The sequence below is a fragment of the Kaistella faecalis genome (assembly GCF_019195395.1).
GTDB lineage: Bacteria > Bacteroidota > Bacteroidia > Flavobacteriales > Weeksellaceae > Kaistella > Kaistella faecalis.
The window spans coordinates 2,023,766-2,047,864 of the sequence record NZ_CP078067.1 but is presented as its reverse complement, the minus strand read 5'-3'; the positions used below and the strand labels follow the sequence as shown (position 1 = coordinate 2,047,864).

At 39.7% G+C, this 24,099-nt stretch carries 22 protein-coding genes; 9 read left to right on the top strand and 13 right to left on the bottom strand.

Annotated features, from left to right (window positions below):
- Positions 1-57: 57 nt before the first annotated feature.
- The 7 genes from KTV93_RS09655 to KTV93_RS09625 all read right to left on the bottom strand — a co-directional run bounded on the left by KTV93_RS09655 (position 58) and on the right by KTV93_RS09625 (position 8,964).
- Positions 58-1,311: a CinA family nicotinamide mononucleotide deamidase-related protein gene (locus tag KTV93_RS09655; RefSeq protein WP_218248739.1), complete on the bottom strand. Its 1,254-nt coding sequence runs from the start codon at positions 1,309-1,311 to the stop codon at positions 58-60.
- A gap of 127 nt (positions 1,312-1,438) precedes the next feature.
- Positions 1,439-1,978: a lipocalin family protein gene (locus KTV93_RS09650; RefSeq protein WP_218248738.1), complete on the bottom strand. Its 540-nt coding sequence runs from the start codon at positions 1,976-1,978 to the stop codon at positions 1,439-1,441.
- A gap of 6 nt (positions 1,979-1,984) precedes the next feature.
- Positions 1,985-2,641 (bottom strand): ligase-associated DNA damage response endonuclease PdeM, encoded by a 657-nt coding sequence (gene pdeM / locus KTV93_RS09645; RefSeq protein ID WP_218248737.1) that lies wholly within the window; start codon positions 2,639-2,641, stop codon positions 1,985-1,987.
- 22 nt (positions 2,642-2,663) lie between these two features.
- Positions 2,664-5,120, bottom strand: coding sequence for a ligase-associated DNA damage response DEXH box helicase (locus KTV93_RS09640; RefSeq protein WP_218248736.1), 2,457 nt, complete (start codon positions 5,118-5,120; stop codon positions 2,664-2,666).
- The gene (locus tag KTV93_RS09635) at positions 5,120-6,700 is read right to left on the bottom strand and encodes an ATP-dependent DNA ligase (RefSeq protein WP_218248735.1); all 1,581 of its coding nucleotides are present in this window, start codon (positions 6,698-6,700) and stop codon (positions 5,120-5,122) included. The genes KTV93_RS09640 and KTV93_RS09635 overlap by 1 nt, the downstream gene beginning before the upstream one ends.
- A gap of 12 nt (positions 6,701-6,712) precedes the next feature.
- Complete coding sequence (locus KTV93_RS09630; protein WP_218248734.1) at positions 6,713-7,744, bottom strand: ligase-associated DNA damage response exonuclease; 1,032 nt, start codon at positions 7,742-7,744, stop codon at positions 6,713-6,715.
- Positions 7,745-7,758: 14 nt separating this feature from the next.
- Entirely contained in the window at positions 7,759-8,964 is a 1,206-nt protein-coding gene (locus tag KTV93_RS09625; RefSeq protein ID WP_218248733.1) for an NAD(P)/FAD-dependent oxidoreductase, read from the bottom strand.
- 183 nt (positions 8,965-9,147) lie between these two features.
- Here KTV93_RS09625 and KTV93_RS09620 point away from each other — a divergent pair, with 183 nt between their 5' ends.
- Genes KTV93_RS09620 through KTV93_RS09610 form a run of 3 tightly spaced genes read left to right on the top strand, consistent with a single transcriptional unit; the run spans position 9,148 to position 10,546 of the window.
- The gene (locus KTV93_RS09620; RefSeq protein WP_218248732.1) at positions 9,148-9,528 is read left to right on the top strand and encodes a SpoIIAA family protein; all 381 of its coding nucleotides are present in this window, start codon (positions 9,148-9,150) and stop codon (positions 9,526-9,528) included.
- Between the two features lie 18 nt (positions 9,529-9,546).
- Positions 9,547-10,056 (top strand): pyridoxamine 5'-phosphate oxidase family protein, encoded by a 510-nt coding sequence (locus tag KTV93_RS09615; protein ID WP_218248731.1) that lies wholly within the window; start codon positions 9,547-9,549, stop codon positions 10,054-10,056.
- Positions 10,057-10,066: 10 nt separating this feature from the next.
- On the top strand, positions 10,067-10,546 hold the full coding sequence (locus KTV93_RS09610; RefSeq protein WP_218248730.1) for a Dps family protein: 480 nt from the start codon (positions 10,067-10,069) through the stop codon (positions 10,544-10,546).
- 73 nt (positions 10,547-10,619) lie between these two features.
- Here the strand turns inward: KTV93_RS09610 and KTV93_RS09605 are convergent, their stop codons facing one another.
- From KTV93_RS09605 to KTV93_RS09595, 3 genes are all read right to left on the bottom strand, one after another.
- A complete protein-coding gene (locus tag KTV93_RS09605; protein WP_218248729.1) occupies positions 10,620-11,456 on the bottom strand; it encodes a dienelactone hydrolase family protein in 837 nt (278 codons plus the stop codon).
- 122 nt (positions 11,457-11,578) lie between these two features.
- Positions 11,579-12,445, bottom strand: coding sequence for a lipoyl synthase (gene lipA / locus KTV93_RS09600; protein ID WP_218248728.1), 867 nt, complete (start codon positions 12,443-12,445; stop codon positions 11,579-11,581).
- Positions 12,446-12,489: 44 nt separating this feature from the next.
- The gene (locus tag KTV93_RS09595; RefSeq protein ID WP_218248727.1) at positions 12,490-13,047 is read right to left on the bottom strand and encodes an RNA polymerase sigma factor; all 558 of its coding nucleotides are present in this window, start codon (positions 13,045-13,047) and stop codon (positions 12,490-12,492) included.
- A gap of 125 nt (positions 13,048-13,172) precedes the next feature.
- On the opposite strand from KTV93_RS09595, the gene KTV93_RS09590 reads away from it, so the two are divergent.
- Positions 13,173-13,469: a hypothetical protein gene (locus KTV93_RS09590; protein WP_218248726.1), complete on the top strand. Its 297-nt coding sequence runs from the start codon at positions 13,173-13,175 to the stop codon at positions 13,467-13,469.
- A gap of 4 nt (positions 13,470-13,473) precedes the next feature.
- On the opposite strand, the gene KTV93_RS09585 is transcribed toward KTV93_RS09590, so the two are convergent.
- The gene (locus KTV93_RS09585) at positions 13,474-15,243 is read right to left on the bottom strand and encodes a histidine kinase dimerization/phosphoacceptor domain -containing protein (protein ID WP_218248725.1); all 1,770 of its coding nucleotides are present in this window, start codon (positions 15,241-15,243) and stop codon (positions 13,474-13,476) included.
- 67 nt (positions 15,244-15,310) lie between these two features.
- Between KTV93_RS09585 and KTV93_RS09580 the strand changes: the two genes are divergently transcribed.
- Complete coding sequence (locus tag KTV93_RS09580) at positions 15,311-16,195, top strand: DUF72 domain-containing protein (protein ID WP_218248724.1); 885 nt, start codon at positions 15,311-15,313, stop codon at positions 16,193-16,195.
- 50 nt (positions 16,196-16,245) lie between these two features.
- Here KTV93_RS09580 and KTV93_RS09575 read toward each other — a convergent pair whose 3' ends face one another.
- Positions 16,246-17,901, bottom strand: a complete 1,656-nt coding sequence (locus KTV93_RS09575) for a ribonucleoside-diphosphate reductase subunit alpha (protein ID WP_088467881.1) — start codon at positions 17,899-17,901, stop codon at positions 16,246-16,248.
- 276 nt (positions 17,902-18,177) lie between these two features.
- A complete protein-coding gene (locus KTV93_RS09570) occupies positions 18,178-19,152 on the bottom strand; it encodes a ribonucleotide-diphosphate reductase subunit beta (protein WP_218248723.1) in 975 nt (324 codons plus the stop codon).
- Between the two features lie 419 nt (positions 19,153-19,571).
- On the opposite strand from KTV93_RS09570, the gene KTV93_RS09565 reads away from it, so the two are divergent.
- Genes KTV93_RS09565 through KTV93_RS09550 form a run of 4 tightly spaced genes read left to right on the top strand, consistent with a single transcriptional unit; the run spans position 19,572 to position 24,086 of the window.
- Positions 19,572-20,264 (top strand): ABC transporter ATP-binding protein, encoded by a 693-nt coding sequence (locus KTV93_RS09565; RefSeq protein WP_218248722.1) that lies wholly within the window; start codon positions 19,572-19,574, stop codon positions 20,262-20,264.
- A 15-nt stretch (positions 20,265-20,279) separates the two neighbouring features.
- Complete coding sequence (locus KTV93_RS09560; RefSeq protein ID WP_218248721.1) at positions 20,280-21,509, top strand: ABC transporter permease; 1,230 nt, start codon at positions 20,280-20,282, stop codon at positions 21,507-21,509.
- A gap of 55 nt (positions 21,510-21,564) precedes the next feature.
- A complete protein-coding gene (locus KTV93_RS09555) occupies positions 21,565-22,833 on the top strand; it encodes an ABC transporter permease (RefSeq protein WP_218248720.1) in 1,269 nt (422 codons plus the stop codon).
- Positions 22,834-22,889: 56 nt separating this feature from the next.
- Positions 22,890-24,086 carry an efflux RND transporter periplasmic adaptor subunit gene (locus tag KTV93_RS09550; protein ID WP_218248719.1) on the top strand — a complete coding sequence of 399 codons (1,197 nt, stop codon included), beginning with the start codon at positions 22,890-22,892 and terminating at the stop codon, positions 24,084-24,086.
- Positions 24,087-24,099 lie beyond the last annotated feature (13 nt).

Below are 24,099 nucleotides of genomic sequence, written 5' to 3'. Positions count from 1 at the left end.
AGATTTACTTCTGACAAACGTTTTCAGAAGAGATTTATTCTAATGACCTTAAATTTTTTATGCTTTTTCACGGACAAGAATTTCTACCAAATCCTGTAAAACCCTTTGAGACACGAAATTTGCAAAATCATTCCTCTCCATGTGCGGTAGATAAAGACGGTTGGTTTTTTCGTAGTCCTTAATACGAACAGAGTAAAAAACAGTTCCGATTTCATTATTGAATTGATCAGAATTAGGTCCGGAAACTCCAGTCGTAGAAACAGAAATATCAGTTTTAAACAAATTCCGGCAACCCAAACTCATTTCCTGCGCTACTTCTTCTGAAACCACGGTTTTTTCCGCAATAGTTTTTTCCAAAACTCCAAGGATTTGGATCTTTTTATGATAATCGTAAGGAATTATTCCACCCGTAAAATATGCTGAACTTCCGGAAACTGAAGCAATCAGCCTAGAAAGTTCTCCTCCGGTACAGCTTTCAGCAACGGAAATTGTAAGATTTTTCTCCTTCAAAATTTCCTTGAGGATTTCCTGAATCTCGTTTCCATCCCAGGAAATTACTTTTTCACCGATTAAAGGCTTCACTTTTACAACTTCCTCATTTAACTGGCTTTCGATTTCCTGTAAATTGTTTCCAAGCGCAGTTAACCTCAGTTTAATTCTGTTGCCAACGGGCAGATACGAAAGGGAAATGTTTTCGGGAAGAGAAAGTTCCCACTCTTCGATTGTTAAAGCGAGCAGACTTTCAGGGAAATCAACGATCGAAATAATTCGTGTAGCAATATGGTTCAGAGAAAATTTACTTTTTAAATAAGGAATGATTTTATCCTTTATCAAAGGTTTCACTTCATATGGAACACCAGGAAGGCAGATTGCGATCTTCCCGTTTTCTTCAATCATCTGGCATGGAGCGGTTCCGTTTTCATTCTGGAAAACATGTGCTTTTGATAAAACAACAGCCTGATTTTTGTTGATCTCAAGTAAATGTTCACGTTTTCTTTTGATCATGAGTTTCCGTAAATGCTCAAAAGTTTCGTCGTCCAGTTTCAATTCGTCGTGGAAATATTCCGCAAAGGCGGTTTTGGTTTTATCATCTTTTGTTGGTCCCAACCCTCCCGTTGTAATTACGACATTTCCGATTTCAAAAGCAGAATGCAGCGCTTTTTTGATGGTTTCAATTTCATCGGAAACTGTAAAAATCTGCACCACAGGAATCCCGATACTTTTAAGATGTGTCGCAATAAAATTTGAATTGGTATCGATCGTGTTTCCTGATAAAATTTCGTCGCCGATGGTGATGAGAACTGCTTTCATAGATGATTTTGAATGCATAAAATTAATGATTTCTACACGGATAATCAATAATAATCCAAAACTCAGAGTTATGAAAACAAAAAAACGGACCTGAGTCCGTTCTAATACTTTTCTTTAATTATATCTCCTAATTCTGTTTTGTCCAGACTAATTCTTCAGTTTTATAACCTAAACTTTTAGCTTTTGAAAGAAAACGCTGTTTTATATCTTCCGGAATTGTTTTTTCGCGTGAAAGAATCCACATATTATCTAAATCATCTCCTACAACTAAAGCATATTGATAATCGCCGGCAAGTTCTATCACATTATAGCCAGCCCAAAACGGTTTGAAAAATGAAACTTTTAAGCGTGAAGTTTTTTCGTCCTCAACAAATCTGGCTTCCCCAATGCTTTGTTTCCATTCTTTTTTTACATAATTGTAGCCTTTATTGTCAACTTTGATGTGTCCATTATCTTTCAGCGAATATTCAGCAGTAACCTGCTCCATGTTTTTTTCCCATTTGAAATCGAGTCTTGCAATTTCGTACCATTTACCAAGATATTTTTCTTTTTCAAAATTATTTACGGCAGTAGCGCCTTCGGGAATTTTTACAGAACAAGAACTAAAAATCAATAAACCTAAAATTCCCAAAGAAACAGGAACTACAATTTTCGTAAGCTTTTTCATAAATCGTTATTTTTTTCCTTCATAATCAAATATGATGCCTTCGGAAAAAGCGATATGATTAAAACCACCGTTCAACGTCCGTGTATCCAGGCCCGTAAATTTACTGAAAGCCGGCAGTATAAGCTGGTTTTCGGAAAAAGCAAAGCATGGCAGTTTAATTCTCTGCCGTGCTTTACCCTGAAAAATTACGCCGGGATGAATGTGGCCGGAAATCGAAAAAGCATCCGTATTGTTTTCAGGTTCGTGTACAAAAGTAAAAGGTGGAATCTGTAGAGATTTTTCTACCACATCGATGCAGTATTCTTCGTAAAATTTTGGTGAAATCCTGTCGTGATTCCCCTTAATTAAAGTTATTTTTAAATCAGGAAAGCGGTTTCGCCAATCGCAGAAAATTTCAAGATCGCTGTTGTGGCCGGCATGAAAAAGATCGCCGACAATCAGAACGTGATTTACCTCAAAAAAAGAAATCAGGTTTTCTAAAATTTCTAAATCATCATGCAAAACCTGAGAAGAAATTGCGATTCCACTCTTACGGAAATGCGCAGACTTTCCAACATGCAAATCACTGATTATCAATGTTTTTTCGCGTTCCCAATAAACTGCTTTCTGGTTGGTGAAAATAAGTTTTTCGTGCTGTATTGTTTTCTCTAAGATCTTAATCATTATTATTTTGAACGCTTCATTTTCAGCTGTCAATGATTTTTTTCATCGATTCCTTCTGAAGTCTCATGATACGTGAATCCAAATCTTCACTGGTAAGACTTTGTCTCAAACTGTCGACTTTTATCGGGAAACTGAGCGGCGTAAATGCGTTTGCAAATTTGAGGATAATTTTGGAATTTTCTATTCTTTTGAAAGCATTCGTCAGACGGTGTTCGTCGATCTGCTGATTGAAAACCTCAGCATAAGCCTGTTTCAGCAATAAATTTTCAGGGCTGTAATCTTCCAGAACATTAAAAATTAAACCCGAACTCGCCTGAAGACTTTTATTATTTTTCTGAATTCCGGGATAATTCTGAACAACCATTCCGGAAATCACCGCAATATCACGGAATTTCCGTCTTGCCATTTCGGTTGCATTTACACTGCTTAATACGTCCTGAATTAAATTTTCTTTGGAGAGAATATCTTTCAATACATCTTCATCAATTGGAATTTCCTGTGAACTCAGCAGTTCGAAACCGTAATCATTCATCGCCATAGAAAAAGAAATCGGAGTAATTTTAGAAATCCTGAAAGCAATTAAAGCCGCCATCACTTCATGGATAAGCCGGCCTTCAAAAGGATACATGAAAAGATGGTGACCGTCGCGGGTTTCGATCATTTCGACTAAAAATTCGTCGTCCTTTGGAATGTGAGAATTCTGTTCCTGACTTACCAACAAAGGATGCAGGAATTTTAATTCTTTTTCTGATGATTTTGCCTGTAAAGAATCGGATAATTTAAGTCTTAAGAAATGACTCAAGTGAGAAGTCAGTGGTAATCTTCCGCCCAGATAACTTGGAATCATCGCCTTTCCTTTTGAGTTTCTTACGTAAACCGTCATTTCCTTAATATGAGAAATTTCGAGAACGCGGCCGGCCAAAATAAATCTGTCATCAGCCTTTAATCTCGTAATAAAATATTCTTCAATCATTCCGATATATCCGCCGCCCAAAAATTTCACTTTCAGCATGGCATCGCTTACAATTACACCGATATTCATGCGGTGAAGCATGGCAATCCGCCGCTGTTTTACCTTATAAATTCCGTCTTCAATAACCACCTTGTGATACTCTTCATAATTTTTGAGTGCACCTCCGCCAACCGTAATAAACTGCAGCAGACATTGCCATTCTTCAGGAGTAATTTCCGAAAAGGCAAAGGTAAATCTGATGCGTTCAAACAGTGGCTTTTCTTCAAAACCGTCGCCAACTGCCAAAGTCATTAGAAACTGTATCAGCACGTCAAAAACCATTACAACAGGCGTTCGGGGCTCAATTATTTTCTGTTTGACAGCTTCTTTAAGCGCCGAAACTTCAATCAGTTCCAAAGAATGGGTAGGAACAAAATAAATTTTGGATGTTTCGAAAGGCGAATGTCCGCTTCGCCCGGCCCGCTGCAAAAATCTGGCAACGCCTTTACTTGATCCAACCTGAATAACCGTATCAACAGGTTTAAAATCGACACCCAAATCCAGAGATGATGTTGAGATCACGGCTTTTAAATATCCTGAACTTAAATTTTCTTCGATCCAGATTCTTAATTCGCGGTCAATGGAACTGTGATGAATCGCAATTTGTCCGGCGAAATCGGGATATTCTTTGAGCAATAACTGATACCACATTTCCGCCTGACTTCTCGTATTGGTAAAAACTAAAGTCGTATTGCTCTGTAGTATGACCGGAACCACTTTATCGACGAGTTTTGCTCCCAGATGTCCTGCCCACGGAAGAATTTCAACCTCATCAGGAAAAATGGGAATAATGTCGATTTTCTTTTTTTCTTTTGCTACAACCTTTGTTTTTTTAATCGGATAAGGAATTAAAACTTCCATCGCCTCATCAAGATTTCCAATAGTTGCAGTAATTCCCCAAATTTTCAGTTTTTTCTGATAACTGATGATTTGCGACAACGCTAATTCAACCAAAACCCCGCGTTTAGAACCCAAAAGTTCGTGCCATTCGTCCACAGCAACACATTTCAGATTTTTAAAAAACCGGTGGTTGTTTTTCTGAGCTAAAAGAAGCTGAAGACTTTCAGGAGTGATGATGAGAATTTCGGGCATCTTTTTGGTCTGGGAAACTCTTTCAGCTTGAGGTGTGTCGCCGTTACGGACCGCAACTTTCCAGTCGAGACCGATTTCGTCGATGGCCTCGGTCATTGCCTTAGCGATGTCTTTCGCAAGAGCGCGGAGCGGCGTGATCCAAAGCAGCTGCAAACCGTCTTTATAATTGTCGGGATTGTTGAGAAAATCTGTGATAACGGCCAAAAACACAGAATATGTTTTTCCAAAACCTGTGGGCGCGATGACCATTCCGCTGTAATTCTTCCCGAATTTCTCCCAGGTTTCGAGCTGAAAACCGAAAGGCTCGAAGCCTTTTTCCCCGAGCCAACTTTTTACAATGCTGTAACCTTCAGATTCCAGAAAATTTTTCGCCATTATCTGATGAGTTTTTTTACCTCTTCAATATCATCAATTTCGTCTGCTTTTTTATCGCGACGCCATCTTAAAATCCGCGGAAATCGCAGTGCTACTCCACTTTTATGACGGTTACTAAATCCAATTCCTTCAAAAGCGATTTCAAAAACAAGTTCAGGTTTTACCGTCCGCACAGGTCCGAATTTCTCCAGGGAATTTTTGGTTACAAACCTGCTGACTTCCATAATTTCTTTATCCGTCAATCCGGAATATGCTTTGGCTATAGTAACTAATTGATCTTCTTTTTTGACGGCAAAAGTATAATCGGTGTAATAACCGCTTCTTCGTCCGCTTCCTTTCTGGGCGTAGATTAATACGGCATCGATAGTCAACGCGTCCACTTTCCATTTCCACCAGTCGCCTTTTTTGCGTCCGGAATGGTAGTGAGAATTTTTCTGTTTCAGCATCAGACCTTCGCTGTTGTTTTCGCGGGAATTTTCCCGTATTTCAATTAACTCTTCCCAATTTTCGAAGGTTATAATTTCAGAAATTTTAATATTTTCAACCGGATGCTTGTCAATTAAATTTTCTAAAATTTTCCTTCTTTTGGAAAGTGGTTTTTCACGCAGATCTTCATTATTAAATTCAAGAATATCGTAAACAAAAACTTTCACCGGAATTTCTCTGAGCATTTTCGGGGTGATGGTTTTGCGGTTCAGCCTTTTCTGAAGTTCATTGAAATTTAAAACCTCATCGTTAATAACGGCTAAAATTTCACCGTCAATCACGAAATTTCCCTCCAGCATTTCAAGCGCGGAAACCAGTTCCGGAAATTGCGGTGTTACCAATTCTTCGCCCCGTGACCATATGAAAATTTCTTCATTTCTTTTAATAAGCTGTCCGCGGATTCCGTCCCATTTGTATTCAGCCTGCCAGTCCTCCGGATTTCCCAGATCTTCGGTTTCTTTTTCCAATGGATAAGCAAGACAAAACGGATAAGGTTTCGAATTATCGGGATTGATATTTGTACCTGTGATTAAATCTTCAAAATTCATATCTCCAACACTCCATTTCCCCATAATACTGTGCATGAGCTGACTGGAATCGATTTCGGAATACTTGGACAAAGCAGTGATTAAAAGTTTTTTTGAAACCCCAATTCTGAAACTTCCTCCAATGAGTTTATTGAAAATGAAACGTTCGGTATAATCCAAACCGTTCCACGATTCTGTAACATAGATTTTCTTTTCATCATCGGTTTTGTCTTTCAGCTGAAGGAGTTCGTCCATCCACTGCGACAAGGTTTTCTGAATGTCATTTTCCGGAGGCGGCAGAATAAGGGAAAGCGTTTCTCCAAGATCTCCCACGGAAGAGTAGCTTTCAAGAAAGAGCCATTCGGGAAGCTGAATAATTTCTAAAGCCCATTGTTTCAAATAATTGGTATTGACCGGTCTTTTCGGACGTTTACCTGTAAAAAGGGCAAGAAACCAGAGTTTGTCGCTGTCGGGAGCGGTGCGCAGATAATGAACCATCGCATCTACCTTTGCGTTGGTTTTATTGGTGCTTTCCAGAGCGGATATGAGTTCTGCAAAATGTTTCATTACCTGAAAAAATTAAGAATTTTCTTTTTCGTCCTTATTTTCAAATATTTCTTTTTCCTCTGTTTCTTCATCGCCGTAATTGGTTTTCACTTCATAGGCTTCGATGCCGAGTTCATTTAAATATTTTGAAAAAACCGCAGTCTGACCGTGAGTTACGTGAACTTTTTCGGCACCGGTTGCTTTTACAGTATCTAAAAGTCCCTGCCAGTCGGCATGATCAGAAATAGCGAAACCAGCATCTGCAGAACGCCATCTTCTGGAACCGCGGACCTGCATCCAGCCTGAACACAATCCTGTTGCACGGTTCGGAGTTTTACGGATCATATTGGAATCCAGCAAAGCCGGCGGAACAATTACAATTTCGCCGTTTACTTTCTTTAAGTCATCATTAAAATAAACTGTTTCGTACTCAGGAAGCTCTATTCCTACTGATTCTATTGCTTCATTAATTTTTGCGATAGAACTGTGAACGTAGATTTTTCCGCTCCCTTCAAGTGCTTTCATGATCCGCTGTGCTTTACCGAGTGAGTAACCGATGAAAACTGAAGTTTTTCCATGTTCATGATTAGTGGCGTGCCAGTTTTGCATCTGAACCGCATACTGTTCCGGAGAAAGCCAGTTGTAAATCGGTAATCCAAAAGTACTTTCAGTAATAAACTCATTGCATTTCACCAGTTCGAAAGGAGTTGAAAGTCCGTCATCCTGAACTTTATAATCACCTGAAAATACGGTAACATAACCTTTGTATTCTAACCGGATCTGACAAGAGCCAACGATATGACCAGCCGGAAAAAATGAAAGTTTAACTCCGTTGATGGTAATTTCTTCGTTATAACCAAGAGACTGAACGTCGATATCAGGACCGATTCTGTGCTGCAAAATCGGTTTGGTGAAGTGATGACACAGATATTTTTTCATTCCCCACTTAGCATGATCGCCGTGCCCGTGGGAAATCACCGCCAGATCCACAGGTCGCCACGGATCGAGATAAAATTTTCCCGGGATGCAGTAAATGCCTTTGCTGGTGAATTCTACAAGTTTCACAATGTAAATTTTTATTAGCGTCCGAATTTAAAATATTGAGAAAGCGGATGAGATGTATTTTTCATAAATGCCGACGCCATTTCCATTCCCGTCACCGAAAATGTGATGCCGTTTCCGCCAAAACCTAAAACAAAATAAGAGTTTTTAAACTTCTGATGTTCTCCGATATAAGGCAGTCCGTCTTTTGTTTCTCCGAAAGTTCCGGCCCAGGTAAAATCGGTGTAAAACTGATATTCGGGCAGTACTTTTTTAAGATTTTTGAGAATTTCTTTTTCTTTATTGCCTATTATTTTGTCCCGTTTTTGCGGGTTTAGAAAGTCTTCGTCACCTCCACCGATTAAAAGTCGCCCGTCATCCGTGGTTCTCATATAAAGATAAGGCTCATCGGTGTTCCAGAAAAGCATTTTATCCAACTTTCCGGGTAGAGATTTTTCCCTCTCGGAAACCACAGCAAAAGTACTTTTCAACTGAACAAAGTCTTCTTTAATGAGATCTTTACTTTCGTAGCCGATGCAGTAAATTATTTTTTTCGTCTTTATTTTAAAACCTTCCGTGGTGAAGACTTCATTAAAATCAGGGTGATATTTTACTGATTTCATTTCCGTTTTATCAAATATCTGCAGGCCTTTTTTAACATTAAATGCCAGAAGTTCGTGCGCCAAAATGAAAGCATCAACACTTGCTCCCTGATTGGACAGAATCCCGCCAAAGGTTTTTTCGAGACCGAACTGTTCCTGAACTTCATCAGCATCCAACCATTTCACCTTGAATCCAGCAGATTTTCTGGCTTCGAATTCTTTTTTAAGCCAAGGCAAGTCTTTTCTTTTTGTGGCAAAATACAGAGACTTCTTCCTTTCGAAACCCGCGGTTGATTTTATTTCGTCCGAAATTTTCTCCAGATCGTCAATTGATTTCGAACAGGCATTGTAACTTGCTACCGCACCATTTTCACCAATCATTTCGGTAAGTTCAAACAAAGGTACATCGATTTCATACTGTAACATGGAAGTGGTTGCAGATGTACTTCCGTTGGCAACTTCACGCTTATCAATCAGAATTGTTTTATAACCGTCTTTTATCATTTGGTGCGCAATTAAACTTCCGGTAATTCCGCCGCCGATTACAAGGACATCACAATTTTCGTCATTTTTCAAAGAAGGATAAGATTCCAGAATGCCATTTTTCACCAACCAGAAAGGTTCGTTAGATTTCAGATCCATTAAGTTTATTTTTGACCTAAAGAATCAAAAACTGCGCCTTATTTAAAGATTTCATTTTATGAAATTTTTAACACCGGTAAACGAAAAATTTCCATGGTGATGGTTTAATTGTTGTTTTGAAATGTGCGGAAGATTTTCACACAGAGAATCATCAATTACTTTATAACACTAAAATTTTCTTTTATGATAACTATCATTCCTGATACACCGGAAAATGTTGCCGCGTTTAAGGCCAGCGGAGAAATCACCCGCGAGGATTTTGAAAACCTTGTAATCCCTCATGTAAAAACTAAAGTCAACACCTTCAATGAACTCAATTATTTACTTCTCCTCGATACCGACCTGAATAATTTCACTGCAGGAGCCTGGCTTCAGGATGCACTATTGGGACTGCAAAACATCACCAAATGGAACCGTGCCGCGATTGTGACTGATAAAAAAGCGGTGCAGAATTTTACAGAAATTTTCAGCGTGTTGATGCCGGGTGAATTCAGATCATTTGATAAAGATGATTTATACAATGCGATTTGCTGGTGCGCTGAAGGAAAGCAAAAAGATATTTAACCTTAAAAAAATACAATTATGTCTACCGAAAATTTAACCCAGGCGGAAGCTGCTAAAAAGTTGAAGGAACTCTCTGAAAAAGCCGGAACCTGCATGTTTTGTACCGACCTTGAAACTTTACCGATCAATACCCGCCCAATGAGTCTGCGCGAAACTGACGAAGAAGGAAATTTATGGTTTCTGAGCAGTTCCGACAGCAATAAAAATTTTGAAATTGCCGATGATAACCGCGTACAGCTGCTTTTTATGAATAACAGTGATTACGAATATCTTTCAGTTTTCGGGAAAGCTTTTGTTTACAAAGACCGCGCAATGATTGAGGAGAAGTGGACCAGAATCGCAAATGCATGGTTTGAGGAAGGAAAAGATGACCCAAAAGTTACGGTCATCCGTGTAACTCCAGATGAAACATATTATTGGGACACCAAAGCGGGAAAACTGGTATCATTCGTAACCTTCGCCGCAGCCGCGCTTACGGGAATTAAAACTGATAACAGTGACGGTGTAGAAGGAAATTTGAACATTTAAAAAATAATTTATGAAACCAGACTTAGGAATATCACAGGAACACTTAAACGAAATCAATGACTTACTTAATCACGTACTCGCCGATGGTAACGTGCTTTATATAAAACTCCGAAAATTTCACTGGAATTTATCCGGGGATAATTTTATGGAACTTCACAAACTTTTTGAGGAGCAATACGACGCTGTAGCTGAGGCTATCGATGAAGTTGCAGAGCGAATCAGCACGCTGGGCGGCATCGCAATCGGAACAACTTCAGAGTTTGCTGAGCTTTCCTTACTGATTGAAAATCCAGGAAAAATCCCAAGCAATCAGGAAATGATTAAGGAACTGGTAAATGATCATGAAACGATTGTAAAAGCGCTGAGGAAATTTGTTGATGATACTGAGGAAAAATTTGGCGATAGGGGAACATCTGATTTCCTCACCGCGCTAATGCAGGCGCACGAAAAGATGGCGTGGAAACTACGAAAATATTTTAAAGGAAGTTAATTTTAAAAGTAATTTTCACAAAAAATCCGGTGCAACATATTTGCGCCGGATTTTTGTTTTCAAGAGAAACCGTTTATTTAAAAATCTCAGCAAGAAACGTTTTCATTTCGTTCCAGGATTTCTCATCAGCTTCTTTGCTATAGGCAATCGGCAGGTTGAATTTCTTTCCGGTTGCAGTAGCGTCAGGATTGGTGAAAGCATGCAGTGCGTCAGGATAATCGACGAATTTATACTCGATTTTTGCACTGTCCATTTCTTTTTTGAATGCTGCAATTTCTTCTTTTGGCACAAAAGTGTCGTCAGCGCCATTCAGCACAAGATACTTCACTTTATTATTTTTAGCGCGTATTCCTGTTTCCAGATTTCCGTGGAAACTCACCACCCCTTTGAAATCACTGGAAAGCCGCGCCATATTCAGGGCCTGCGCACCACCAAAACAATAACCGATGATGGCCATTTTACTGTAATCAGATTTCTCCGCGAGGCTTACCTGATGCTTTGCAGCATCGAACATTCTACGGGCATCAACCGGAATGTTATAGAAATGTGAGGCAAGTTTTTGGGCTTCTTCCGGCGTGTCTACCACTTTCTGGTCGCCATAATAATCAACAGCGACAGCGTAATAACCTAGTCCTGCAAGCTGTTTCACTCGGTTTTTCACATAATCATTTAATCCCCACCACTCGGGAAGTACAAAAACTACAGGCAGTTTTCCTTCTATATCTGCATTATATGCAGCAAAAGAACGGTGGGTAACGCCGTTGATTTCGGTTTTCAGTTCTTCAGTTTTAATATTATCGCTAACATTTTCTGCGGTTGTTGTATTATCTTTTTCAGAAGCAGTTTTCTCTTTACAGGAAGCTGCGGACAACAAGAGCAGAAGCGAAACGGTGATTAATGAAAGTTTCATAAATAATATTTTATTTAAAAGTAAAGAAAATATTTTGAACAAGTACCCTCCAGAACATCTTGGTAAAAAAACACACCGGAATGGCGTGTTTTTTTTAGTTTTCAGTTAATCATTATTGCTAATTAATGAATATGTTTTTCTGCATGATAAGAACTTCTTACGAGCGGTGAACTTTCTACATGGCGGAATCCTAAGCTTCGGGCGAAATCACCAAACTCATTGAACTCCTCTGGCGTGATAAATTTCTTCACCGGCAAATGTTTCTTTGTAGGCTGCAGGTATTGTCCGATCGTAATGACGTCAACATTCGCATTTCTGATGTCTTCAATTGTTTGGAAAACTTCATCTCTTTCTTCGCCTAAACCAAGCATCAATCCGGTTTTCGTCCGGTTCTGGCCGGCTTCTTTCATATAGCGTAAAACCTCTAGACTTCTTTCATATTTCGCCTGAATTCTCACTTCTCTTGTAAGCCTTTTAACGGTTTCCATATTATGGGAAATCACTTCGGGAGCTACCTCAATTAAGCGGTCGATATGTTTGGTAATTCCCTGAAAATCCGGAATTAAGGTTTCCATTGTGGTTCCGGGTGAAATTCTGCGTACGGCATTTACCGTTTCAGCCCAAAGAATTGAACCCATATCCTTCAAATCATCACGGTCTACGGATGTAAGGACAGCGTGCTTAATCTTCATTAATTTGATGGAGCGGGCCACTTTTTCCGGTTCGTCCCAGTTTACATCCAGAGGTTTACCTGTTTTCACGCCGCAAAATCCGCAGCTTCGGGTACAGATATTCCCAAGAATCATAAAAGTTGCTGTTCCTTCGCCCCAACATTCTCCCATATTCGGGCAGCTGCCGCTCTGGCAAATGGTATTGAGCTTATATTTATCGACCAAAGTGCGGAGTTCGCGGTAATTTTTTCCGGTCGGAAGTTTTACACGGATCCATTTTGGTTTCTGTACTGTGGTATCTATTATGGCTTCGTTCATTTTAAAAATAAAGTGCAAATTTACGAATTAAGAAATTGCTTTTCTCAATCCTCGAATTCTTTGTTTTTCAATAATTCGGCGAGAACTTTCTTGGCGCGCATAATCCGAACCTTAGTGTTGGCAACGGTTAAATTAAGTTCTTCGGCAATTTCTTTAATGCTTTTTTCTTCAAAAAACCTTAAACGGATAATGTCCTGATAATTGGAATCGAGACTCTCGATAATGGTGATAATCTGCTTTTGCTCTTCTTCGGAAATTAAAAGTTCTTCGGGAGAACGCGCGAACTGGTTTTTAAAGCCTTCGAAACTGTCTGTAGAATCTTCGTTTTCGCGGTTTTTCTTTCGCCAGTAATCAATCACCGTATTTTGTGCAATGGTAAGAATCCAGGTTTTGAACTGAAAATTGGGATCGTAGAGGTCGAGTTTCGCAAGTACTTTAGAAAAGACTGAGACTGTAATCTCATCGGCAACATTTTCGTCCTGAACTTTTTTCATAATAAAACTAAAAACATCAACCCAATAAGAATTAATGAGTTTGGTCTGCGATTTCTGATTTTTTTTCTTGGCCAGGGAAATTAGCATCAAGAGTTCAGTTTTCTCCATATCGAAACAAAGATAATGAATTTATTTCCCGGAATATTAGCCTTTTAAATCATCCAATATTAAGTCGATATTTTTAGGTGATTCACTTTAAAATCCTTACTTTGCAACACTCAAAAATAATCGATATGAAAGCTAAGAAGAAATATAAAAAACAGATCCTGAAGTCTTTAAAAGAAATGGCTGCAACAGAATATGCGCTGCTGGAAACTATGACTAACCTTATGTTGCTGAAGGAGATGAAGGAGCACAATATTTCGTTCAATGAAGGTGATACTTTTTCGTTTGAGGACAATATTTTCGATTACAGCGAGGATAAAAACATCCGCAGACTCGCCAAACTCAGAAAGAAAATGCTTAAAACCATGAATAAGCTTGTAGAAAAAGGAAATTTCATAGATAAGGAAATTGAATTTCTAGCGTAGACCGTCAGCGTTTTACCGAAATTATTTTTTCCGCCCCGGGTGAAGCTTTTCCGTCTACAGAAAAAACGATACGATAGCAGGAATCCTCTCTTTCAAAAGTCCCGTCGAGTTGCTGCACCATCGCATCGATAATGAAATGTCCCATGGAGTTGGTGTCATCATTGATTCCGAAAAAGACTCCGTTATCACAATATTTCATATAAGCCACACCGTTATTTTCTTCTACATTAAGCGAAATTTTCAGTGGCTGACCCTGTGCGGGCGCGGCATGTTTCAGAGAATTAGTCACGAGTTCATTTAGCAATAATCCATAAGAAAGCCCTTTATCTACAGGGAGCAGTATTTCCTGTAAATCGTTTTGAATCTGCAGTTCTTTGGGAAAACCCGCTATGTGGGACTCGAAAATTTTCTCGGAGTATTCTTTGATTTCCACCGTGGACTTCTCGAAACTGTTCATGTTATAGGAAAACAGGTTATGCCCAAGTGCAATCGTGTTGATCCGAAGATAGAGTTGCTCGATCTTGTGTTTATAAAGCACATTCTGCGTTTCATCTTTCTGAAAACCGATCAGACTTAAAATAACCGCAAGATTGTTTTTCACCCTGTGGTTCAGTTCGCGCACCAGAAATTCCTTTTCCTGTACGTTTCTCTTCAATACTGCATTTTTAGCAAAAATACTTTGTTTCTGAAACTCGATTTTTTTCTTGGTTTTCGAAAGCAGCCTCAGGGAATATAGCAGAAGAAGAATGAAAATCACCAGCAGAGAGATGAGCAGTGTTAGCAAACTGTTCCATTTTTTGGTACTTACCATGTCATTTTCCAGTTCGGCCTGACGGATTTTGTTTTTTTGTGAGTTGTACAGCAGATCCAATTCCTGTACTTTCAGATCGCGCTGCTCTACATTGGTCTTCTCGTTCCATTCAGTCGCGATTTTATAATGATTGAATGCCGCCAAATAGTTTTTCTGATGTTCCAATATCTTGCTTTTGGTATTGTGAACCTGACCTACGATATAAAAAATTTCAACCTTTGGCACCAATGCAACAGCTGAATCTGAGTATCTGTTGGCTGATTTGTAATCATCCTGCCCGATGTAAAATTCGCTGATGTTGTTATACATTGCGGCCATGCCGCTGTAGTTCTCATAATTTTTATAAAGCCGAAGTGCTTTCTGGAAGTATTGCAGCGCTGCGCCAGGTTTTTCAAAAGAACTGTATCCTAAAGAGATATTCAGCATGGCGCCGTTTTTATTATCGTTTACTTCTTCCGCATATTTTTCCGCCTCTACCGCAATCTGGAATGCCTTTTTATGATCACCGAAAACCCGGTAATACGAGGCCTGCCTTAGAAGAAAATAGGTATAATGTGCAGGTTTCAGGTCGGGATTGTTACTCAGTAGCGATTCAGCCTTATTAATTTCTTCTTTACAGCTTCGGTTGTTCATTGCCGTTTCGAAAATCAATGCACGCTGCAGGTGAGTTCTCAGTTTTAATTCAACGGGAAGATTCGGTTTTGAAAGGATATCCTGAGAGAGCGAAAAAGCTTCATCTACCAAAGCCAGTTCGTTTAGAATTTCCATTTTAATAACGTCTAGCTCTGTTTTTTGATCCCCCCGGAAATTAGAATAATTCGAATTTATCAGGGCTAAAGCTTCGCGGTTCTGTGAATGAATTATTTTTTGTTCTACCTTGTCTTTCAATTCTTTAAAACCGTTCTGCCCAAAAGCAGCCGAATAAAAAATCAGGATAAATAAAACAGTGTAAATTTTCATCATCACACAAATCTAATCATTCTGTTGTAAAATTTCATTAACTTTAAAAATATTTTTTAAAGCAATATTTATGAAATTCGGACAAGTTGAGGATCCTTCAAATATCGATTTTACCCTCCCAAAAGATCACCAGAAAACTGCAGAAATCCTGAAAAAATCTAAATCTAGAAACCTGGAAATCTCCATTGGATGTGCAAAATGGAACAAAACCGACCTTAAAGGATTTTATCCGAAAGGTACCAAAGACGAACTTACCTATTACGGAAAACAGTTTAATTCCATCGAACTTAATGCGACATTTTACGGTATGCCAAGTCCCGATCAGGTACAGACCTGGAAAGAGAAAACGCCGGCAGATTTTAAATTTTTTCCGAAAATAACCAATACCGTTTCGCATTTCCGGAGACTTTTGAATATCACTGATGTCGTGACCCAGTTTGCAACTGCCGTTTTAAATTTCGATGAGAAACTCGGGATGGTTTTTCTGCAACTTCACGACAATTTCAAGCCGAAAGATTACGAAAGACTGGAAAAATTTGTTCAGGAATGGCCGAAAGAGGTACCGCTTGCCATAGAACTCCGCAATAACGAATGGTTTACTGATCAAGAGATTTTTAATAAAATATGTGATCTTTTTGAAAAACATAAAATCACAAACATTATTGTAGATACTGCCGGACGAAGGGATATGCTGCACATGAGGCTTACCACGCCTGTCGCGTTTATCCGTTATGTCGGTGCAAACGCAGAGAGCGATTACACAAGACTCGACGACTGGATTGAAAGAATAAAAACATGGAAAGAAGAAGGTTTGGAAAAACTTTATTTCTTTGTTCACCAGAACATTGAAAAAGCCTCGCCGCTGCTTTCCGCGTATTTTATTGAAAATTTAAATAAAGAATTTGGGACCTCAATCCATATCCCGGAAATGGCAGAGGTGAAAAATAAATTTTAAAAAACAAAAAAGCCTCAGAAAATTCTGAGGCTTCTTATCTAAATTTTTGTTTACGCTTCACAACTCGAGCAGGTTACAAAATTCACCATCATTTCCTTGGAAACAGACGAACTTCTTTGGTAATACAAAGTTTTTACGCCTTTTTTCCAGGCTTCGATGTAAAGGTAGTTGACGTCTTTTACCGGCATGGTTGATGGAATCTGCAAATTCAGAGATTGCGCCTGATCGATATACTGCTGTCTTTGCGCTGCCTGAGAAATAATTTCCATCGGAGAAATTTCTCTGAACGTTTTGAAAACTGCTTTTTCTTCTTCCGTAAGCTCATTTAAATGCTGTACAGAACCGTGATTCAGCATGATTGTTCTCCACGTTTCCTCGTTATCAAGACCTTTTTCCTGAAGGAGTTTTGCCAAATATTTGTTTTTACGCATGAAATTTCCTTTTGCCAATCCTGCCTTGTAATAATTCGAAGCAAAAGGCTCAATTCCAGGGGAAGTCTGACCCAAAATCGCAGAGCTTGAAGTGGTAGGAGCAATCGCCATGGTGGTGGTATTCCGCATTCCGTAACCTTTCAGCAATTCCGGTTCGCCATAAATATTGGCCAGTTCCTGTGATGCCGCAATCGACTGTTCTTTAATCTGTCTGAAAGCCCTTGCGTTAAACTGTGTCGCTTCAAAACTTTCAAACGGAATCATGTTTTTCTGCAGATAAGAATGATAACCCAAAACGCCCAAACCAAGTGCTCTGTGGCGTAAAGCGAAGTTTCTGGCTCCTGTGAGGTAATAATTCCCTTCAGTTTTTTCAATAAATTCAGATAAAACCGCATCAAGGAAATAAATGGCCAGTTTTACGGCGTCGGTATCTTTCCATTCGTCGTACAATTCAAGGTTCATCGAAGACAGACAGCAGATAAAAGATTCTTCCTTGGAAGACGGCAGCATAATTTCCGAGCAAAGGTTACTCGCATTGATGGTCATTCCCAAATCTTTGTAAACCTGAGGCTTGTTTCTATTCACATTGTCGGAGAAAAGAATATACGGCAAACCTTTCTGCTGACGGCTTTCCAGAACGCGCGCCCAGATTTTTCGTTTTTCGATATCGCCATCGATCATATCCTGCATCCAGTAATCAGGCACACAGATTCCCGTAAAAAGGTTCTGAATCGGGCTTCCGATATCTTTAATAGAAAGAAATTCTTCAATATCACCGTGATCAATATCCAGATAAGCGGCAAAAGCTCCACGTCGGACACCGCCCTGCGAAACCACGTCCATCGCGGTATCATAAAGTTTCATGAAAGAAACAGCACCCGAAGATTTTCCGTTATCGGTTACGGCAGTCCCGCGATTTCTCAGCTCGCCGAAATAACCGGAAGTTCCGCCGCCTATTTTCGTCTGCATAATCACTTCGCCCAGTTTGTGGGTAATTCCTTCGATATTATCGGGAACATGAACGTTGAAACATGAAATCGGCAAACCGCGCTGCGTTCCCATATTCGCCCAAACCGGCGAGGAAAAACTGATCCAGCCTTTGGTTATCATTTCCTCGAAAGCCGGCTGAAGTTCAGGTTTGTATAATCTTTTGGCTGCGGCCGTTGTAATTCTTTCGATGGCGCCTTTTACGGTTTCTCCTTTCAAAAGGTAACCGCGGTTCAGCATTTGCTCGGACTCTTCGTTGAGCCACCAGATGTTAGTGTTTTCTTCCATTTATGTATGCTTTTTGGCAGTGGGCTTTTGCTTTCTGCGTTTATTAATTTTTTATTTAGGAGCAAGGAGATTTTTGCTTTCTTTCGAGACCCGTCCCGCTTTCCGCTATATCTTTTTTGGTGATTTCGGCTTCGCTCAATCACCAAAAAAGGATGCCGCTACAATCGGGGCTAGAAAATTCTTTTTGTTTTTATTCCGACGATTTACAAAAACTCTTTTTAGCGCTCGCTTCGCTCGCGCCGCAATCTTACGTACGGACTACAAACCCGAAGTGGATTAAAACAAATCGTTCTCGGTAATACTCTTATCGTGTTTGGTATAATCTACCGGTCTTTTCGCGAAGAAATCGTCCATTGAATTGGCGAAAACTTCCTCTTCAAACCAAATCATCGGTCTGTACTGTTCAGGTGATATGTTGTAGCGGGTTTTCATGCCGATTTTCTTCAGACTGTCGTCAACACGGAACTTCATGAAGTTCAGCAAGTCTTCTTTTGTGAAATTATCAATTTCGCCGAGTTCGAAAATCCAGTCCAGGATTTCTTCTTCAACCGTAATCGAATGATCAACTAAAGTATAAATATCCTCAATATCGGAATCAGTTAAAAGTTCCGGCTGTTCTTCACGGATTTTGTTGATCAGGTAAATCCCCGCATTGGCGTGAATCTGTTCATCAACGGAAGTCCAGGCGATAATGTTGCTCACATTTTTCATGTAACCTTTGAATCTTGTGAATGATAAAATAATCGCAAACTGAGAGAAAAGGGACACATTTTCAATTAAAATACTGAAAAGCAAAAGCGAGGAAACATATTCTTTCGGAGTAGTGGAATTGGCGTGCTTCAGAACATTGGAAAGGAAGTCAATCCTCTTCTTAATGGCAGGAATTTCCACAACTTTTGAAAATTCATCATTGTATCCCAACACTTCCAGCAAACGGGAATACGCTTCCGAATGACGGAATTCGCATTCCGCAAAAGTAGAACCCAAACCGTTGAGTTCCGGCTTCGGCATATGATTGTAAAGGTTTCCCCAGAAGGTTTTAACAGAAACCTCGATTTGGGCAATCGCTAAAAGAGCATTTTTAATCGCGTTTTTTTCGTGCGGCTCAAGCTGGGACTGAAAATCCTGTACATCTGCCGTAAAATCTACTTCAGAATGTACCCAAAATGACTTGTTTATCGCTTCTACAAATTGCAGAACCTCCGGATATTCGAACGGTTTATAACTTACTCTTTTGTCAAAAATTCCCATATCAGATTGAATTTATAAATGAATTACCGTAAAACTTCAGCAAAACCCTACAATCATAACCCATTGTTTGCCAATTTGTTACGAAGCAGAATTGTTTAAAATTAATGTTAAATGTTTTTCTAAGCGTGAATCACAAAAGTATAGAATAGAATGTGATACTGAAAGCGATAAAAATTAAAAGTCTGACTTTAAGCGGTAAAAGTTTTCCACAATCACACAGACCTTGCGCTGTTAGTGATTTTGCAGAGACTGATAAGTGAAACACGATATCACAGGCCTCTTTACATTAAACACCCGATAAAAAAATACGATATAAAAGTCTTTAATAGTTAAACAGCAACTTTCCAGAAAAGATAAAAGCCGGTTGTAACAAACAAATACTTTTTTCTACTTATCTTTAAAACTAATCCCACCGATTCATGGTAGTAATAAAGGACTTACATAAATCTTACGATACAGGAAAGAGCAAACTTCACGTTCTGAAAGGAATAAACCTAAGCATTGGCGAGGGAGAATTCGTTTCGATTATGGGAAGTTCGGGCTCCGGAAAATCTACACTCCTTAATATTATAGGGATTCTGGATGAAAAAGATACCGGAGTTTATAATCTGGACGGGATTCCGATCGAGGATTTATCTGAAGTTAAGGCTGCGGAATATCGAAGCAAATTTTTAGGATTTATTTTCCAGTCCTTCAACCTGATCGGTTACAAAACCGCACTCGAGAATGTTGCATTGCCACTTTACTATCAGAATGTTTCACGCAAAGAGCGTAATCAAAGAGCTCTGGAATATCTGGAAAAAGTAGGCCTTGCCGAATGGGCAACTCACCTGCCGAATGAACTGTCGGGTGGCCAGAAACAAAGGGTTGCCATTGCAAGAGCATTGATTACAGATCCAAAAATCATTCTTGCAGATGAACCTACCGGAGCCTTGGATTCTAAAACTACTTATGATATTATGAAACTGCTTCAGGAAATCAACCGCGAAGGAAAAACCATCATTGTAGTTACCCACGAACCCGATGTTGCTGCTGAAACCAAAAGAAACGTGATTTTAAAGGACGGAATCATCGAAAGTGACGAATTTATTACCCAACGCGTTCTCGCTTAATCCAAATACAACAGCATGTTTGATTTAGACCGATGGAGAGAAATTTTTGAGTCAATTCGCAATAACCTTTTGCGGACGGTACTTTCGGGATTTACGGTGGCCTTGGGTCTTTTTATTTTCATCGTGCTTTTCGGAATCGGAACCGGGCTAAAAAATGCTTTTACCGAAGGTTTTACCCGCGATGCTTCCAATTTAATATCAATATTCACCGGAAAAACCACCATCGCGTATGGCGGACTGCAGTCTGACCGACAGATTATCCTTAAAAATGATGACTACGAGCAGACTGTAAAATCTGATCCTGCCAAAATGGAAAGTTCCACCCCGAGATATTCGACCAATATGACCGTGAAATACGGCAAAGAAAGCGGAAGTTACCAGATCAGCGGTGCGAATCCTGAGGAAGTAATTATTGAAAACCGTAAACTTACAGAAGGCCGCTATCTCAACAACAGAGATCTCAGTCTCAAGCAAAACGTAGCCGTAATTGGCAGAATGGTTCAGCGCGATCTCATTAAAGATGGAAGTCCCGTTGGAAAAGATCTCGACATCAATGGCACCTTTTTTAAAGTTATCGGTGTGTTTTCGGATGATGGAGGCGATTTCGAAGAACGGGTGATTACCGTTCCCATCACCACTTTGCAGCAAATGAAAAAAGGTTCAGATACGGTGAGTTCCATTTTCATCACTTACGATACCAAACTTTCGCCCGATGAAGCAATAAAATATGGTGATCAGCTTCAGAAAGAACTCAAGGCTAAAAACAAAGTCTCTCCTGATGATGAGAATGCGATTATTGTGCGGAACAATGCAAAAAACATGGGCGATACCATTCAGTTCCTGTTCATTATCACTTTAATAGTTGGATTTATCGGTATGGGAACTTTGCTTGCAGGAATAATCGGTATCAGCAATATCATGGTTTATATTGTTAAGGAAAGAACACAGGAAATCGGAGTGAGAAAGGCCATCGGTGCGAAACCGGGAAGTATTGTCGCCTTAATTATGCAGGAAAGCGTCGTGATTACCGTAATTTCAGGCTTTATAGGTGTTGGATTGGGAGTATTGTCCCTGGCCTTGATTGGCGACAGTTTAGAGAAATTCTTCATCAAAGATCCGTCGGTAGGTTGGGGCTTAATTATCGTTGCATTTATAAGTTTAGTGATTTCAGGTTTGGTTGCAGGTTTTGTGCCTGCCTACAGAGCTAGCCGGATTAAGCCGATTGAAGCATTAAGATCTGAATAATACTCAAACATAAATTAATACTTAGATATCTGAAAACGATCAACTGGCAAACAAAATGAATATCATCTTCAAAATAGACACCTGGCAAGAGATTTATCATTCCCTGCGGAATAATAAGTTACGAACCTTTCTTACCATGATTGGCGTAGGTTGGGGAATGTTCCTGTTTGTTGCTCTCCTTGGTGCAGCAAAAGGAATGGAAAATGGTTTCGATAAAATATTTTCCGGTTTTGCAACCAATTCCATTTTTCTTTGGGCCCAAAACACTACTATTCCTTATGATGGATTTGCAAAAGGCCGGAAAATGAATCTTCACCTGAGTGATCTGGAATTGCTTCCGCGCAAGATTTCGGAAATAGATTATATATCACCGCAAAATTCACGCGGTAATTTCGGCAGTCCGGGTGAAAGTTTTTCAAGGAACGGAAAAAAAGCCACTTATACGTTAACCGGAGATTACCCGATTGGTAATAAAATCTCTCAGAAAAAACTTATTTACGGCAGATATATTAACGATGCCGATGTAACCGGAAGTAAAAATGTGATCGTAATTGGCGAAGAAATTTACAAGAATTTCTTTGATGCGAAAAAGAACGAAAACCCGCTTGGAAAATCGGTTAACGTAAAAGGAATTTTCTTTCATGTAATTGGCGTTTTCCGCGCGCAGAAAGGTGGCGGGCCAGAAAATGACCAGTCTGCCTACATTCCGCTTTCCACATTTACCAAAACGTATAACGACGGTGATAAAGTTGGTTTCTTCGCTATCGTCAGCAAACCCGATGCAGATCTGAGTTTAGTGGAAGAAAAAGTAAAAACCGAACTCAAGCAGAAATACAATGTTTCACCGGAAGATACCAATGCTTTCGGAAGTTTCAATCTTGGTAAGGAATTTAAAAAACTCACCGGATTTTTAACCGGAATGCAGCTTTTAACCATCATTGTAGGAACATTAACGATTCTTGCCGGTGTTATCGCGATCTCCAACATTCTGCTGATTACCGTAACCGAAAGAACCAAGGAAATCGGAATCCGTAGAGCATTAGGAGCGAAACCCGCCGAAGTAAGAAACCAGATTTTATTGGAAAGTGTTGTAATTACTTTGGTATCGGGGATTTTAGGATTTATCTTAGGAATTTTCCTGCTGATGATTCTCAATATTTTAACCAAAGACCAGGATAAGTTTCCGTTTTATAACCCGACTGTAAATTATCTTGAAGTTTTTGCCGCAATGGCTGTAATGGTAATACTGGGGCTGCTTATCGGAATGATTCCGGCGCAGCGGGCAGTGAGAATACGACCTATTGAAGCCCTGCGCTCAGAATAATTTTATGTATAAAGAAAGATTCAAACCAGAAAATATTAAAAAAATAAACTGACAATATGAAAAAGAAGTTCACTTTAAAAAAAGGAATTTACATCTTTTTAGGACTGATTTTAGCCGTTGCTTTAATCTCCGGAATTAGTTATCTAGTCAAATCAAACAGCAAAGAGAGCGAAACATTCCTTACCAAAAAACCGATGGTTCAGAATATGGACGATAAAGTGATGGCGACCGGAGACATCGTGCCGCGCGAAGAAATCGAAATCAAGCCGAACATGTCGGGAATTATCGATAAAATAATGGTAGATGAAGGTGACAAAGTTACCGCAGGACAGCTTATTGCTACTTTACGCATCGTGCCGAGCGTACAGAACGTAAACGCTGCACAGCAGGAAATTAATAATGCAAACCTACAGATCAGCAATGCGAGAGCCAACGTAAACAATCAGCAGCAGCAATACGCAATGCAGCAAAGGCTCTACGCGCAGGGTGTGATCTCTAAACAGGAATATATTTCGGCTCAACAGCAGCTTCAGTCTACACAGCAGCAACTCCGAAATGCCCAACAGCAGCTCCAGACCGCGCAGAAAAACCTTCAAATCGCCAGAACGGGCGCGACTCCCGAACTTGCAGGGTTAGCGACCACGCAGATCCGTTCGAAAGCCAACGGAACCGTTCTTGAAGTTCCCGTGAAAGTAGGAAGTCAGGTAATTGAAGCGAACTCCTTTAATGCAGGAACTACAATTGCTTCGATTGCGGATTTAAATTCACTGATATTTCAGGGAACGATTGACGAAGCACAGGCCGGAAAACTGAAAGAAGGCATGGAAATGAATGTGGTGATTGGCGCTTTACAGAATAAGACTTTCCCGGGACGAGTAACGATGATTGCACCAAAAGGAAAAGATGAGAACGGAACCATTAAATTCCCGATTGAAGGCGATGTTTTTAACAAGACCAACGAATATATCCGAGCTGGTTTTTCTGCTAATGGAGAGATCATCCTCAGTTCACAGAAAAATGCATTGCTTCTGGATGAAGCTTTGATTCAGTACGAAAAAGTAAACGGAAACGACAGCCCGTTTGTAGAAGTGAAGCAGCCAGACGGAAAATTCAAAAAAGTGAAGGTAAAACTTGGCGCAAGCGACGGAATAAATGTTCAGATCCTATCCGGAATTACAAAAGATTCTGAAGTGAAAGTGTGGAATCCTTCGGATAAAGACAAAGAAGCACTGAAGGCACAAAAAGAAAAATAATTCTCTTTGAAAA

Bases quoted from the DNA above. Each gene is read 5' to 3' on its own strand.
- KTV93_RS09655 (WP_218248739.1), bottom strand. From the start codon at position 1,311: ATGAAAGCAGTTCTCATCACCATCGGCGACGAAATTTTATCAGGAAAC.
- KTV93_RS09650 (WP_218248738.1), bottom strand. From the start codon at position 1,978: ATGAAAAAGCTTACGAAAATTGTAGTTCCTGTTTCTTTGGGAATTTTA.
- pdeM (WP_218248737.1), bottom strand. From the start codon at position 2,641: ATGATTAAGATCTTAGAGAAAACAATACAGCACGAAAAACTTATTTTC.
- KTV93_RS09640 (WP_218248736.1), bottom strand. From the start codon at position 5,120: ATGGCGAAAAATTTTCTGGAATCTGAAGGTTACAGCATTGTAAAAAGT.
- KTV93_RS09635 (WP_218248735.1), bottom strand. From the start codon at position 6,700: ATGAAACATTTTGCAGAACTCATATCCGCTCTGGAAAGCACCAATAAA.
- KTV93_RS09625 (WP_218248733.1), bottom strand. From the start codon at position 8,964: ATGGATCTGAAATCTAACGAACCTTTCTGGTTGGTGAAAAATGGCATT.
- KTV93_RS09620 (WP_218248732.1), top strand. From the start codon at position 9,148: ATGATAACTATCATTCCTGATACACCGGAAAATGTTGCCGCGTTTAAG.
- KTV93_RS09615 (WP_218248731.1), top strand. From the start codon at position 9,547: ATGTCTACCGAAAATTTAACCCAGGCGGAAGCTGCTAAAAAGTTGAAG.
- KTV93_RS09610 (WP_218248730.1), top strand. From the start codon at position 10,067: ATGAAACCAGACTTAGGAATATCACAGGAACACTTAAACGAAATCAAT.
- KTV93_RS09605 (WP_218248729.1), bottom strand. From the start codon at position 11,456: ATGAAACTTTCATTAATCACCGTTTCGCTTCTGCTCTTGTTGTCCGCA.
- lipA (WP_218248728.1), bottom strand. From the start codon at position 12,445: ATGAACGAAGCCATAATAGATACCACAGTACAGAAACCAAAATGGATC.
- KTV93_RS09595 (WP_218248727.1), bottom strand. From the start codon at position 13,047: ATGGAGAAAACTGAACTCTTGATGCTAATTTCCCTGGCCAAGAAAAAA.
- KTV93_RS09590 (WP_218248726.1), top strand. From the start codon at position 13,173: ATGAAAGCTAAGAAGAAATATAAAAAACAGATCCTGAAGTCTTTAAAA.
- KTV93_RS09585 (WP_218248725.1), bottom strand. From the start codon at position 15,243: ATGATGAAAATTTACACTGTTTTATTTATCCTGATTTTTTATTCGGCT.
- KTV93_RS09580 (WP_218248724.1), top strand. From the start codon at position 15,311: ATGAAATTCGGACAAGTTGAGGATCCTTCAAATATCGATTTTACCCTC.
- KTV93_RS09575 (WP_088467881.1), bottom strand. From the start codon at position 17,901: ATGGAAGAAAACACTAACATCTGGTGGCTCAACGAAGAGTCCGAGCAA.
- KTV93_RS09570 (WP_218248723.1), bottom strand. From the start codon at position 19,152: ATGGGAATTTTTGACAAAAGAGTAAGTTATAAACCGTTCGAATATCCG.
- KTV93_RS09565 (WP_218248722.1), top strand. From the start codon at position 19,572: ATGGTAGTAATAAAGGACTTACATAAATCTTACGATACAGGAAAGAGC.
- KTV93_RS09560 (WP_218248721.1), top strand. From the start codon at position 20,280: ATGTTTGATTTAGACCGATGGAGAGAAATTTTTGAGTCAATTCGCAAT.
- KTV93_RS09555 (WP_218248720.1), top strand. From the start codon at position 21,565: ATGAATATCATCTTCAAAATAGACACCTGGCAAGAGATTTATCATTCC.
- KTV93_RS09550 (WP_218248719.1), top strand. From the start codon at position 22,890: ATGAAAAAGAAGTTCACTTTAAAAAAAGGAATTTACATCTTTTTAGGA.